Below are 13,352 nucleotides of genomic sequence, written 5' to 3' on the forward strand. Positions count from 1 at the left end.
ACGGCCAAAATTGAGTTGGAATTGGAATGACCGATTATGGCATGGCCCTGCTCTGGGTCTTGATCCTTGCAAGCCTTGGCCTTTCGATTCTAGCCGTTCTGTTATCGATCTCCAGGCAACGTCGTAGCCATAGCTTGACGGTTGCACCGACTGCCGGCGAGGACGTCGCATCGGAAGCGACGCGCAAGGTTTTGCGGGAGTTCGAGAAGAATGGACAATCTCCCGACGCGGCGCTGGTGAACTGGTCGCCCGACACCTTGCGCAAGATACTTGCCGACGACCTGCCGGACGCGCAGGTCATCGTCGTCTCGAACCGAGAACCCTATATCCACAACATCAAGGACGACGGCGTCGAGCTTCTGGTGCCGGCCAGCGGCCTGGTGTCGGCGCTTGAGCCTATCACCCGCGCCTGCAGCGGCACCTGGATCGCCTATGGCGGCGGAACTGCGGATCGTCTGACGGTCGACAGCAACGATCGGGTTCAGGTGCCGCCGGACAATCCGTCCTATACGCTGCGCCGCGTGTGGCTGAGCGACGACGAATATCAGGGCTATTATCTCGGCTTTGCCAATGAAGGGCTTTGGCCGCTCTGCCATATCGCCTTCACACGGCCGGTCTTCCGTGCCTCGGACTGGGAGGCCTATGAGGCCGTCAACCGCAAATTCGCCGATATGGTGGTTGCCGAGGCGCGCAATGAGCGGCCGATCGTGCTGGTTCAGGATTACCATTTCGCGCTCCTGCCGCGCATGATCCGCGAGCGCCTGCCGGAGGCGATCATCATCACCTTCTGGCACATCCCGTGGCCGAACTCCGAAGTGTTCAGCATCTGCCCATGGCGCGAACGCGTTCTTGATGGACTGCTCGGGAGCTCGATCATCGGCTTTCACACCCAGTTTCATGCCAATAATTTCACTGAAAGCGTAGACAGGTTCCTGGAAAGCCGGATCGAGCGCGCCGACGCCGCGATCTCGTATGGCGGGCGGACGACACTGGTGCACGCCTATCCCATCTCCATCGAATGGCCGGCCGAACTCCTGGCCAAACTGTCACCGGTCGAGGAAAGCCGCGCCCGCCTGCGTGAGCGGTTCGGCCTGTCGGCGGACGTCAAGCTGTGCGTCGGCGTCGAGCGCCTGGACTACACCAAGGGCATCCTCGACCGCTTCCATGCGCTGGACGAATTGTTTACGCGCCACCCCGAGTGGATCGGCAAGGTAGTGTTCCTGCAGATTGCTGCCCCAAGCCGCGGCACGCTGCCGGCGTACCAGCAATTGCACGATGAATGCCTGCGTTATGCCAACGAGCTCAACCAGCGCTACGGTCATGACGGCTACAAGCCCGTGGTCATGGTGGCTGAGCACCATTCGCAGCAACAGGTCTATGAGATCTATCGCGCCGCCGACATCTGCATGGTCACCAGCCTGCATGACGGCATGAACCTCGTAGCCAAGGAATTCGTCGCCGCGCGTGACGACGAACAGGGCGTGCTGTTGCTCAGCACGTTTGCCGGCGCGTCGCGCGAACTGCTGGAAGCACTGATCGTCAATCCTTACGACGCGGCGATGATGAGCCAGGTGCTGCTGCAGGCGCTGACCATGTCACCGGACGAACAACGCGAGCGCATGCGCCCGATGCGCGAAATAGTGCGCGACAACAATGTCTTTCGCTGGGCCGGCAGCATGCTGCTCGATGCGGCGCGCCTGCGCAAACGCGGCGACCTCGAAAGAGCGACAAGTGTCGCCGAGCGGCCCGCAAACACCGGCAGCAACATCGTCTCACTGTTCGACCGCATGCGGAAGGTGGCGTCATGAATAGCCTGTCGAAAGCACCGGGCCTGCCAACCGCACCCGACCTGCCGGAAGGACAATGGGCGCTTTTCCTCGACATCGACGGCACATTGCTGGAGCACGCCGCGCACCCCGACGCCGTGTCCGTGAGCGACGAACTGCGCAACCTCCTCGGCGCCGTCGACAAACGGCTGGACGGCGCCGTCGCCTTTATCACCGGCCGCTCGGTCGAGGGCGCCGACCGCCTGTTTCATCCGTTGAAGCTGCGTGTTGCCGGTCTCTATGGGCTGGAACACCGGCTGACGCCGGACGGCCCGGTCGTTACCGCGGATGCTCCCGCCGATATCGCTGCCCTTGCCGACGCCATCGAGGCCGAACTCGATGACGGCCTTGTTCATATCGAGCGCAAGGGTCCGATCCTCGCCATCCATACGCGTGCGGCGCCGCATCTGCTGGCCAGGGCAACGCATCTTGTCGAACAGGCTTTGACCGAGCTTCCCAAGGGCTATCGGGTTATCCCGGGCAATGCCGGCGTCGAACTCATGCCGCTCGAAGCCGCCAAGGGCGCTGCCGTGCGGCGTTTCATGGCAATCCCGCCCTTTGCCGGACGCCGGCCGGTCTTTCTCGGCGACGACACCGCCGACGAAAACGGTTTCGAGGCGATCAACGAGGCCGGCGGCATCTCGATCCGGGTCAAGCCGCGTGGGCCGACCGTGGCCCAATACAGGCTCGATGATGTCACCTGCGCGATAGCTTGGCTTGCCGCCAATTTCGACGCATCACCGGCCCTCAACCGCAAAGCGTCCTGATCCCTGCCGTCTGCGGGTCGAATCAAGATCGCCGCGATTGCGCCGACCTTCGCCAAAAGCCGATCGATAAGCGCTGTTCTCATTGAATATCTTTAAGGCCAAAGCCGGCAAATGGATTGCTTGCCGGTTCCCCTGCGTCAGGCATAACCTGCGCAGTCGACGCGTGAGGGCGCGTGCGGCATCAAGGGGAGGACATCGCAGTGACCATACAAGGCGCATCACCTGATCTATACAATGAGGATCTGGCTCCGGCCAAAGTCCGAAACTGGGGGCCGTTCTCGATCTTCAACGTCTGGACGTCGGACGTCCACAGCCTCTGGGGCTATTATCTCGCCGCAAGCCTGTTCCTGTTTTGCGGCGGCTTCGTCAATTTCATCATCGCCATCGGCATCGGTTCGCTGATCATCTACGCGCTGATGAACATGGTCGGCTATGCCGGCGTGAAGACCGGCGTGCCCTACCCCGTGCTGGCGCGCGCCTCCTTCGGCATCTGGGGCGCCAACATTCCGGCCCTGGTGCGCGCCATCGTCGCCTGCTTCTGGTACGGCGCGCAGACGGCGGCGGCATCGGGCGCGATCGTGGCGTTGCTGATCCGCTCGCAATGGTTCGCCGATTTCAACGCCAACACGCATTTCCTCGGCCATACGGGTCTGGAAGTGATCTGTTTTGTGGTCATCTGGGCACTGCAATTGCTGATCATCCAGAACGGCATGGAAACGGTGCGCCGCTTCCAGGATTGGGCCGGCCCGGCGGTGTGGGTGATGATGTTGATCCTGGCGATCTATCTCTGTGTAAAATCCGGGAGATTTGCCTTTACCAGCGACATCCCGATGGATGTGCTGCTCGACAAGACAAAGGATGCCGGCGTACCCGGAACCCCTGGCTCCTGGACGTCGCTGTTTGCGGTGGCCGCGATCTGGGTCACCTATTTCTCGGCGCTCTATCTCAATTTCTGCGATTTCGCCCGCTATGCCCCAGACAAGGCATCGCTGCGCAAGGGCAACATCTGGGGCCTGCCGATCAATCTCATCCTGTTCTCGCTGGTCGCCGGCGTGACCACCATCGCTGCCTTCGACGTCTATGGCGAAGTGCTTCTGCATCCCGACCAGATCTCGGCGAAATTCGACAGCTGGTTCCTGGCAGCGCTTGCAGCCCTGACTTTTGCCGTGGCAACGCTCGGCATCAATGTGGTGGCAAACTTCGTCTCGCCGGCCTTCGACTTCTCCAATGTCTTTCCCCGGCAGATCGACTTCAAGAAGGGCGGCTATATCGCGGCCGTGATCGCGCTGGTGCTTTATCCCTTCGCGCCGTGGGAAGGCAGTGCCGCGTCTTTCGTCAACGTCATCGGCGCGACGATGGGGCCGATCTTCGGGGTGATGATGGTCGACTACTATCTGATCCGGAAGGGCGAGGTCGACGTCGAGGCACTGTACCGCGAAGATGGCGAGTTCCGCTTCCAGGGCGGCTGGCACGTCAACGCCTTCATAGCCGCCGGCATCGGCGCCATCTTCTCCTCGGTCCTGCCGAACTTCACCAACTTGCTGCCGGCATGGTGGGGCGTTTATGGCTGGTTCTTCGGCGTCGGCATTGCAGGGGTCATCTACTACGTCCTTCGCACCGCCGCCCTTGGCGCAGGGGCCAGGACGGCAAAGGCGTGAAATGAGAGATAGGGAGTAGTCAGTAGTCAGTAGTCAGTGGGAATAGTATAACTCCCTACTCCCTACTCCCTACTCCCTACCATCTCAGCCAACCTCCGCACCGTGTTCCAGTTGCGTGCGGTGCCGATGCCCATGCGCTTGTGGTTCATGGCAGCGAGCAGCCGCGAGCTTGGCCGCTCGCGCGAAAAGACGACCCAGATGTCACCGTTGACCGAAGCCACCTTCTCGTCCTCCGCGGCATAGGCCTGGAGCGCGGCCACACCATCCGCTGGCGCTGGCTTGCGCATCACCCGCACAGCCACCTGATCGCCTGCCTCGGCAGAGTCGGCCGGGAATGGGTTGCCGGCGGCAAGTTTCAGCCAATCCTCGGCAGTGCGCACGATGATGACGACGTTGCGGCCGAAGGTTTTTTCGAAGGCCGTTTCCAGCCGCTGTTCCAGCTTGGCGATGCCGGTCGCCCGTGTCTCGAAGACCAGATTGCCGGTCGCCACCAGGGTGCGCGGGTTCTTCAGCCCAAGCTGTTCAGCCATCGCCTTGAGGTCGGCCATGACGACCCGGCGGCCTTCGCCGAGGATAATGCTGTAGAGCAGCGCAACATAGGTCTGCATCAGCTGCGAAACCTCACCGTGGCCCTAGACCAGTCGCGACTGGTCCACCGCGGCCGAGATGAAGCTGGCGAACAGGGGATGCGGCTCAAGCGGCCGGCTCTTCAGCTCCGGATGGTACTGGACGCCGATGAACCAGGGATGGTCGGGGTATTCGACCGTTTCCGGCAGCACGCCGTCGGGCGACATGCCGGCAAACACCAGGCCGCAATCTTCCAGCCGCTCCTTGTAGTCGATATTGACCTCGTAGCGGTGGCGATGGCGCTCGGAAATCTGGGTGTCGCCATAGATGTCGGCGATCTTCGAACCCTTGGCGAGTTCAGCCTGATAGGCGCCAAGCCGCATGGTGCCGCCGAGATCGCCGGTTTCGCGGCGCTTCTCCAGCATGTTGCCTTTCAGCCATTCGGTCATCAGGCCGACGACCGGCTCGTCGGTCGGACCGAATTCGGTCGACGAGGCGTGTTCGACGCCGGCCAGCGAGCGCGCCGCCTCGATGCAGGCCATCTGCATGCCGAAGCAGATGCCGAAATACGGCACCTTGCGCTCGCGGGCGAATTTCGCCGCCAGGATCTTGCCTTCCGAGCCGCGCTCGCCGAAGCCGCCGGGCACCAGGATGCCGTGCACCTTTTCCAGCCACGGCGTGGGGTCTTCCTTCTCGAAAATCTCGCTCTCGATCCAGTCGAGCTTGACCTTGACGCGGTTGGCCATGCCGCCATGCGACAAAGCCTCGATCAGCGATTTGTAGGCATCCTTGAGGCCGGTGTATTTGCCGACAATGGCAATCGTCACCTCGCCTTCCGGATTGTGGATGCGGTTGGACACGGCCTGCCAGGGCTCCATACGTGGCTTCGGCGCCGGATCGATACCGAAGGCGGCCAGCACTTCCGAATCGAGCCCTTCCTTGTGGTAAGCCATCGGCACGTCATAGATGTGGGGCACGTCGAGCGCCTGGATGACGGCACTTTCGCGCACATTGCAGAACAGCGACAGTTTTCTGCGCTCTTCCTTGGGGATGGCGCGGTCGGCGCGGACCAGCAGGATATCGGGCGCGATGCCGATGCCGCGCAGTTCCTTGACCGAATGCTGGGTCGGCTTGGTCTTCAACTCGCCGGCCGTCGGGATGTAAGGCATCAAGGTCAGGTGGACATAGACGGCGTTGTTGCGCGGCAGATCGTTGCCGAGCTGACGGATCGCCTCGAGAAACGGCATCGCCTCGATATCGCCAACCGTGCCGCCGATCTCGCACAGCACGAAATCATAGTCGTCATTGCCGTCGAGCACGAAATTCTTGATCTCGTCGGTGACATGCGGAATGACCTGCACGGTGGCGCCGAGATAGTCGCCGCGCCGTTCGCGCTCGATGATGTTCTTGTAGATGCGGCCGGTGGTGATGTTGTCCTGCTGGTTGGCCGAGCGGCCGGTGAAGCGCTCGTAATGGCCAAGATCGAGATCGGTCTCGGCGCCGTCATCGGTGACGAAAACCTCGCCATGCTGGTAAGGCGACATCGTTCCGGGATCGACATTGAGATAGGGATCGAGCTTTTTGATGCGTGCGCGATAGCCTCGCGCCTGCAAGAGAGCCCCAAGGGCCGCTGCAGCGATGCCTTTTCCAAGTGAGGAAACCACGCCGCCTGTGATGAATACATATCGCGCCATGGGAGTCATCGCTTAACGCGGCCGAATTGATTCCGCCAGAGAAAAAACCGCCGCTGAGGCTTTTTCCAGAGAAGGCGCGATAGTCCCGAGGTTCGAGACTGGTGTTTTGGTCAAAACAAAAGGGCCGGCAAAAGCCGGCCCTTTCGGCAGGTTTGTGAAAGCGTCAGATGATGACGACCTTGGTGCCGACCCTGACGCGGCTGTAGAGGTCCATGACGTGCTCGTTGATCATGCGGAAGCAGCCATTGGAGGCGCTGGTTCCGATCGACTGCGGCGCGATGGTGCCGTGGATGCGCAGATGCGTGTCCTTCTTGCCGTCGTAGAGATAGATGGCGCGGGCGCCGAGCGGGTTCTGGCCGCCGCCGGGCATTCCGTCCTTGTACTGGCCATAATGCTTGGGTTCGCGCTTCTGCATGTCGAGCGTCGGGATCCAGCGCGGCCATTCCTGCTTGTCGCCAACGGCAACCTTGCCCTTGAACTGCAGGCCTTCGCGGCCGACCGCGATCGCATAGCGGCGGGCGGTGAAAGCCGATTCGACGAGGTAGAGGCGGCGCGCGCTGGTATCGATGACGATCGTACCCGGCTCATAGCCGCTGAATTCGACGTCCTGCGGCACGAATTCCGGCTTCACCTTGAACTGCTTCTTGGCTTGCCGCTTGGCGAGAGCCTGGTCGAGCGCGCGCGTTTCGGGGAGATAGGCAATCGACGAGGCAGAGGACGTGCCGCCGAACAGGCCGGCGAACAGTCCGCCGCTCGTCGGCTTCTGGCCCGGGGCCTCGCTGCGCAATTCGCCATTGTTGCCGGTCAGCGCGATATTCATCGCTTCGGCCGGAAGCGGTTCAGCCGATTCGATCGGCTCGATCGGCGCGATCGGGTCAACCGGAGCGATGATCTTGGTGGTCTTCTTGCCTGGCTTGGCGTCGGCAACCACGACCGGCTTGCCCTTGCTTGCCAGGAACGCCTGGCGCTGGGCATCGGCCCTGGCTTTCGCCGCATCGCGCATCGCCAGCTTGCGGGCCTCGAGCGCCTTGACGCGGGCGAGATCCCTGTCGGCGGCGATCTTGTCTTCGAGCTTGCTGATCTGAGCCAGATCATCCGGGCTCGGGTTTTTCTTCTTCTTGAGAAGCTTCAGCTGCGTCGCATCGCTCTTGGCGGCGACGTTGATGACAGCGGTTTTGCCAACCGCCTGCGGTGAGGTCATTGCCGGAGTGCCGGCGAAGACCGCGGAGCTCATGCCGAATACGGCACAAAACCCCATGAAAATGAAGCTGCGAAGCTGCATGGCGAAGATCCGATCGTTCAATGCTTGTTGCCCACGGCGTCGCCCGGCGCCCCCCAAGGGCGCAGAAAGTGCCGCCGGCAATCTATAATCGAAGTGGCGTACGGGCCTCAAGCACGGGGTGCGGTCGAATCTTCGTGATCGTGTGCCATTTGCCGCGACTGTGTTGAAACAACAACAGATCGCGGCATCTGACGCTACCGACTACTGGTTCGGAACCTGCGGTGTCACCGGCAAGGTAACGCCATTGGTAGCCGGCGGCGTAGCCGAATCGGTTGCAGGTGGCGTCGCCGGAGATGGAGCCGTCGCCGGGGCCGTGGTGGCGGGCGGCGTGGTGGCGGCGCCGTTGGCCGCGGGCGCGGCCGGTGCGGTGTTGCCCGAAGGCGGCGTCGGCGCCGTCGTGCCGGGCAACTGATTGAGCACGCCGTTGCCGCTGTCGGCCGGCACGCGGTCGAGAATGTCGATCGGTTTTTCGCCATAGCGGGCAACGATCGAGAGTGTCAGCGACGTCACGAAGAAGGCCGCGGCCAGGATCGCCGTCGCCCGCGTCAGCGCATTGGCGGCGCCACGCGCGGTCATGAAACCGGAACCGCCGCCAATGCCGAGACCACCGCCTTCGGAGCGTTGCAGCAGCACCACGCCGACAAGGGCGAGCACGACCATGAGGTGGATGACGATCAGTACGGTTTCCATATTTTATCCTGGCAAGCCCTGCCGCTCCCTGGCGATCAGGGCCGGTGATTTGGAGGCGGCTCCATACAATGCTTTAACGGCATTTCCAAGCCCGTGGCCGGAATATGGGAAGCAATGCGCCCTTTGCAACGATTTCCGCCGAACTGCTGCGTTCATAAGTCTATGACCGAACTGGTCGGCAACGAAATTCCGGGGCCTACGAGATATTCTGGTATGCCTCGGCGATGGCGAGAAAGTCGGACGCCTTCAGGCTGGCGCCGCCAACCAGCGCGCCATCGACGTTTTTGACGCCTAGCAGTTCGACAGCGTTGGACGCCTTGACCGAGCCGCCATAGAGGATGCGCATCTTGCCGGCCACGGCTGCGCCGAGCGCTTCCGCCAGTTTTTGGCGGATATGCGCGTGCGCCTCCGCCACGTCTTCGGCGGTCGGCGTCAGGCCGGTGCCGATAGCCCATACCGGCTCGTAGGCGATAACGGTGTTGGCGGGCGTTGCGCTCGGTGGCACCGAGCCGGCGACCTGGCGCGATAACACGTCGAGTGCTGTGCCCGCTTCGCGCTCGGCCTTGGTCTCGCCGATGCAGATGATGGCGACGAGCCCTGCCCGCCACGCCGCCGAGGCCTTGGCGAGGACGATGGCATCGTCCTCGCTGCGCTGTTCGCGGCACTCGGAATGGCCGACAATGACGTGGCTGGCGCCCGCATCCTTCAGCATCTCGGCTGAGACGCAGCCGGTGAAGGCGCCGCTTTCCTTGATGTGGCAGTCCTCGCCACCGGCCCGCACCGGCGTGCGCGACAGGATTTCGACGGCGCGCGACAGTAAGGTCGCCGGCACGCAGACCAATGCTTCGGTCTCTGCGTCGAGCCCGCTCATGAAGCCGTTGCCGATCATCCTGAGCTCGTTCAGCGAAGCGCTGGTGCCGTTCATTTTCCAGTTGCCGGCAACGAGCGGTCGAATTCCTGGCGTCATGGGGATCTGGTTCTCCGGGCGACATTGGGGTCTCGCCCTCCCTATCAAAATCAGGCCACAAAGCAATCGACAGTGAGCCGGAAGGGCGCTATTGCGCTTGTTTCAGACTCGGGCGCACGCAAAACTGCGCAAAAATCGGAAGTAACAATGCTTGGTATATTGAGAAGCGCGGCAGGGACCTGGGTCGCGAAAGCCCTGCTGTCGCTGCTGGTGTTGAGTTTCCTTGCCTGGGGCGTCACCACGCGGATGACGGGCGGCTTCCTGGCTGGCCATCATGCGGTGATCACCGCCGGCAGCACCACCGTGTCGATCACCGAATACCGCCTCGCCTACGATCGCCAGATCGCCATGCTGCAACAGCAGATCGGCCAGCGCATCAGCCGCGACCAGGCCAAGGCCTATGGCATCGACAACCAGGTGCTGGCTCAGTTGGTGTCCGGCGCCGTCCTCGACGAACAGGCGCGCAAGCTCGGGCTTGGCTTCTCCAAGGACAGGCTGGCCGAACTGACGCGGCAGGAACCCGCCTTCCAGGGCCCGAATGGCCAGTTCGACCGCCGGCTGTTCGAATCCCGCCTGCGCGAACTGGGAATGCGGCCGGAGGATTATCTGAAGAACCGGGCTCAGGTGGCGGTGCGCCAGCAGATCGTCGAAGCGGTTTCGGACGGGCTCAAGGCTCCGGATACCTTCTTCAAGGCAGTTGCGCTCTATCGCGGCGAAGACCGCACCATCGACTATCTGATCTTGCCAAAGGCGTTGGTGGAGCCGATCGAGGCGCCATCCGACAGCGTGCTTCAGGCTTATTTCGAGGCCAACAAGAAAACCTACGCGGCGCCAGAATACCGCAAATTCTCCTATGTCCGGCTCGAGCCCGAAGACATCATGGATGTCAGCGCCGTAACGGACCAGCAGGTCAGCGACGACTACAACAAGAACAAGGGCCGCTACACCACGCCGGAAATGCGCACCATCGAACAGCTGGTGTTTCCTTCCGCGGACGCCGCCAAGGCGGCATCCGATTCGCTGAAGACGGGCGCCACTTTCGACAAGATCGTCACCGCGCAGGGCAAGACCCCGGCCGACACGCTGCTCGGCACGCTCTCCAAGGATAAGATCACCGACAAGGCGGTCGCCGATGCCGCATTCGCGCTTGCCGTCAACGAAGTCAGCCCGGTCGTCCAGGGCGCGTTCGGTCCGGTGCTTTTGCGCGTTACCGAGATCAAACCGGAAACGGTGAAGCCGCTGGCCGAAGTGTCAGACCAGATCCGCAAGGATCTGGCGCTTGGCGAAGCAAGCCGCATCCTGCTCGACGTGCACGACAATTACGAAGACACCCGCGCCGCCGGCAGCACGCTGGCCGAAGCCGCCGCCAAACTCAAGCTCAAGGACGTTACCGTCGAGGCCATAGACCGCACCGGCCTCAAGCCGGACGGCACCATCATCAAGGACCTGCCGGCATCGCCGGACCTCATCAAGGCGGTGTTCCAGGCCGAGCCCAACACCGAGAATCAAGCCCTGACCACCCCTAACAACGGCTTCGTGTTCTATGAACTGACATCGATCACGCCGGCTCGCGACCGCACGCTGGACGAAGTCCGCCAGCGCGTGGTGGCGGACTGGACGACAGAGGAAACGACCAAGCGGCTGACCGCGAAAGCAGACGAACTCGACAAGCGCCTCAAGGCTGGCACCACACTCGACGTCATCGCCGGCGAACTGAAGCTTGAAAAGCAGACCAAGCGCGGCGTGAAGCGCGAGGCCGACGATGTCGATTTCGGCAAGGAGGGTGCTGCTGCGATGTTCGGCGTCGGCGAAGGCGGCACCGGGCTGATCCCCTCGCCCACCGGCGACGGCCAGATCCTGTTCAAGGTCGCCGAAGTGTTCGAGCCGGCCGGAGCCGACGCCAGCTCGGTACCCGACGATGCGCAAAAATCCTTCACGCAAGGCATGTCCGACGATCTGCTCGACCAGTTGGTGGCGCAGTTGCAGACGCAGTACGCCGTCAGCGTCGACCAGGCCGCCGTTGCCCAAGCCCTCGCCCAATGAATGGCCCTAGCCCAATGAACGTCTTGGCCGAATGAGCGCCCTGAAGACCCATATCGCCAAGGTCGCCACGGGAACCGGGCTTACCTTCGAGGAAGCGCGCGAAGCTTTCGACATCATCATGTCTGGCGACGCGACGCCGGGCCAGATCGGCGGCTTCCTGATGGCCTTGCGTGTGCGCGGCGAGACGGTGAGCGAGATTTCCGGGGCCGTCGCCACCATGCGTGCCAAGATGCTGCGCGTCGAAGCTCCTGAGGGCGCAATCGACATCGTCGGCACCGGCGGCGACAATTCGCATTCAGTCAACATCTCGACCGCTTCGGCCTTCGTCATTGCTGGCTGCGGCGTGCCGGTCGCCAAGCACGGCAATCGGGGCCTGTCGTCGCTGACGGGCGCTGCCGATGTGCTGGTCGCGCTCGGCGTCAAGATCGATATCCCACCAGAGGTAATCGGCCGCTGCATCCAGGATGCCGGCGTCGGCTTCATGTTCGCACCTGCGCACCACCCGGCGATGAAGCATGTCGGCCCGACCCGCGTCGAGCTCGGCACGCGCACCATCTTCAACCTGCTCGGACCGCTGTCCAATCCGGCCGGCGTCAGCAGGCAGGTGGTCGGCGTGTTCCTGCCGGAATGGATCGTGCCGGTGGCCGAGACATTGAAGGCGCTGGGCACCGAGCATGCCTGGGTCGTCCATGGCGACGGCTATGACGAGATCACTACCACCGGCGAGACTGTGGTTGCGGAACTGGCCGGTGGCGAGATCCGTCATTTCACGCTCACCCCGGAAGCGGTCGGCCTGCAGCGCCACAGCAAGGACGAGCTGCGCGGCGGCGATGCCGCCTACAATGCCAAGGCGTTGCGCGACATGCTGGGCGGTGCTGCCGGCGCCTATCGCGATACGGTGCTGATGAATGCCGGCGCCGGCATGGTGGTAGCCGGCAAGGCGACGACGCTTGCCGACGGCATGGCCGCGGCCACACAGGCCATCGACAGCGGCCGGGCGCTGGGCGTGCTCGACAGGCTGGTCGAGATTTCGAACGGATGAGCCGTGGCTGACATTCTGCGCAAGATCGAGGCCTACAAACGCGACGAGATCGCGGCGGCGAAGGCGCGGATACCGTTGGCCGAGATCAAGGCGCGAGCCAAGGATGCCGACGCACCGCGTGGCTTTCTGAGGGCGCTTGAGGCGAAGCGCAGATCGGGCAGCTTCGGCCTGATCGCCGAGATCAAAAAGGCAAGCCCTTCCAAAGGCTTGATCCGTGCCGATTTCGACCCGCCCGCACTGGCGCAGGCCTATGAGAAAGGCGGTGCCGCCTGTCTTTCGGTGCTGACCGATGCGCCATCCTTCCAGGGCGCGCCGGAATTTCTCACCAATGCACGCAAGGCAGTGTCCCTGCCCGCGCTGCGCAAGGATTTCCTGTTCGACCCTTACCAGGTCTACGAGGCTCGCGCATGGGGCGCCGATGCCATCCTGATCATCATGGCCAGCGTCGATGATGCCTTGGCGAGCGAATTGGAAGCGACCGCGTTCGAACTCGGCATGGACGCGCTGATCGAGGTGCATGACGAGGCCGAGACGCAGCGCGCGGTAAAACTCTCGTCGCAGCTGATCGGCATCAACAACCGCAATCTGAGAACATTCGAGACCAGCCTCGAGACCTCGGAACGGCTGGCGTCGATGGTGCCGGGCGGCCGATTGCTGGTCAGCGAGAGCGGCATTTTCACCCACGACGATTGCTTCAGGATGCAAAAGACCGGCATCAGCACCTTCCTCGTCGGCGAGAGCCTGATGCGGCAAGAGGATGTCGCTGCGGCAACGCGGCTGCTTTTGACAGGCAAGGCGAAGGCAGAGGCCATCTGA

At 62.8% G+C, this 13,352-nt stretch carries 11 protein-coding genes; 6 read left to right on the forward strand and 5 right to left on the reverse strand.

Annotated elements, in window-relative coordinates:
- Window positions 1-26 precede the first annotated feature (26 nt).
- From NL532_RS18740 to NL532_RS18750, 3 genes are all read left to right on the forward strand, one after another.
- A complete protein-coding gene (locus NL532_RS18740) occupies window positions 27-1,808 on the forward strand; it encodes an alpha,alpha-trehalose-phosphate synthase (UDP-forming) (RefSeq protein ID WP_023830060.1) in 1,782 nt (593 codons plus the stop codon).
- Window positions 1,805-2,593, forward strand: coding sequence for a trehalose-phosphatase (gene otsB, locus NL532_RS18745; RefSeq protein ID WP_023702849.1), 789 nt, complete (start codon window positions 1,805-1,807; stop codon window positions 2,591-2,593). Before NL532_RS18740 ends, otsB begins: the two co-directional genes overlap by 4 nt.
- 200 nt (window positions 2,594-2,793) lie before the next feature.
- Window positions 2,794-4,251 (forward strand): NCS1 family nucleobase:cation symporter-1, encoded by a 1,458-nt coding sequence (locus NL532_RS18750; RefSeq protein WP_023688556.1) that lies wholly within the window; start codon window positions 2,794-2,796, stop codon window positions 4,249-4,251.
- A 62-nt stretch (window positions 4,252-4,313) separates the two neighbouring features.
- Here the strand turns inward: NL532_RS18750 and NL532_RS18755 are convergent, their stop codons facing one another.
- The 5 genes from NL532_RS18755 to tpiA all read right to left on the reverse strand — a co-directional run bounded on the left by NL532_RS18755 (window position 4,314) and on the right by tpiA (window position 9,451).
- A complete protein-coding gene (locus NL532_RS18755; RefSeq protein ID WP_023830059.1) occupies window positions 4,314-4,859 on the reverse strand; it encodes a DUF1697 domain-containing protein in 546 nt (181 codons plus the stop codon).
- Window positions 4,860-4,883: 24 nt separating this feature from the next.
- Window positions 4,884-6,521: a CTP synthase gene (pyrG, locus tag NL532_RS18760; RefSeq protein ID WP_081725397.1), complete on the reverse strand. Its 1,638-nt coding sequence runs from the start codon at window positions 6,519-6,521 to the stop codon at window positions 4,884-4,886.
- Window positions 6,522-6,675: 154 nt separating this feature from the next.
- Window positions 6,676-7,794 carry a L,D-transpeptidase gene (locus NL532_RS18765; RefSeq protein ID WP_023693456.1) on the reverse strand — a complete coding sequence of 373 codons (1,119 nt, stop codon included), beginning with the start codon at window positions 7,792-7,794 and terminating at the stop codon, window positions 6,676-6,678.
- A 201-nt stretch (window positions 7,795-7,995) separates the two neighbouring features.
- Window positions 7,996-8,484 carry a preprotein translocase subunit SecG gene (gene secG / locus NL532_RS18770; protein WP_023693455.1) on the reverse strand — a complete coding sequence of 163 codons (489 nt, stop codon included), beginning with the start codon at window positions 8,482-8,484 and terminating at the stop codon, window positions 7,996-7,998.
- Between the two features lie 196 nt (window positions 8,485-8,680).
- Entirely contained in the window at window positions 8,681-9,451 is a 771-nt protein-coding gene (gene tpiA, locus NL532_RS18775; protein WP_023688559.1) for a triose-phosphate isomerase, read from the reverse strand.
- Between the two features lie 147 nt (window positions 9,452-9,598).
- Between tpiA and NL532_RS18780 the strand changes: the two genes are divergently transcribed.
- From NL532_RS18780 to trpC, 3 genes are read left to right on the forward strand one after another with little or no spacing between them, the layout of a single operon-like run.
- Window positions 9,599-11,494: a peptidylprolyl isomerase gene (locus NL532_RS18780; RefSeq protein WP_023829631.1), complete on the forward strand. Its 1,896-nt coding sequence runs from the start codon at window positions 9,599-9,601 to the stop codon at window positions 11,492-11,494.
- A gap of 31 nt (window positions 11,495-11,525) precedes the next feature.
- The gene (trpD, locus tag NL532_RS18785; protein WP_023829632.1) at window positions 11,526-12,536 is read left to right on the forward strand and encodes an anthranilate phosphoribosyltransferase; all 1,011 of its coding nucleotides are present in this window, start codon (window positions 11,526-11,528) and stop codon (window positions 12,534-12,536) included.
- A 3-nt stretch (window positions 12,537-12,539) separates the two neighbouring features.
- The gene (gene trpC, locus NL532_RS18790; protein WP_023688562.1) at window positions 12,540-13,352 is read left to right on the forward strand and encodes an indole-3-glycerol phosphate synthase TrpC; all 813 of its coding nucleotides are present in this window, start codon (window positions 12,540-12,542) and stop codon (window positions 13,350-13,352) included.

This window comes from Mesorhizobium sp. C120A, assembly GCF_030323105.1.
GTDB lineage: Bacteria > Pseudomonadota > Alphaproteobacteria > Rhizobiales > Rhizobiaceae > Mesorhizobium.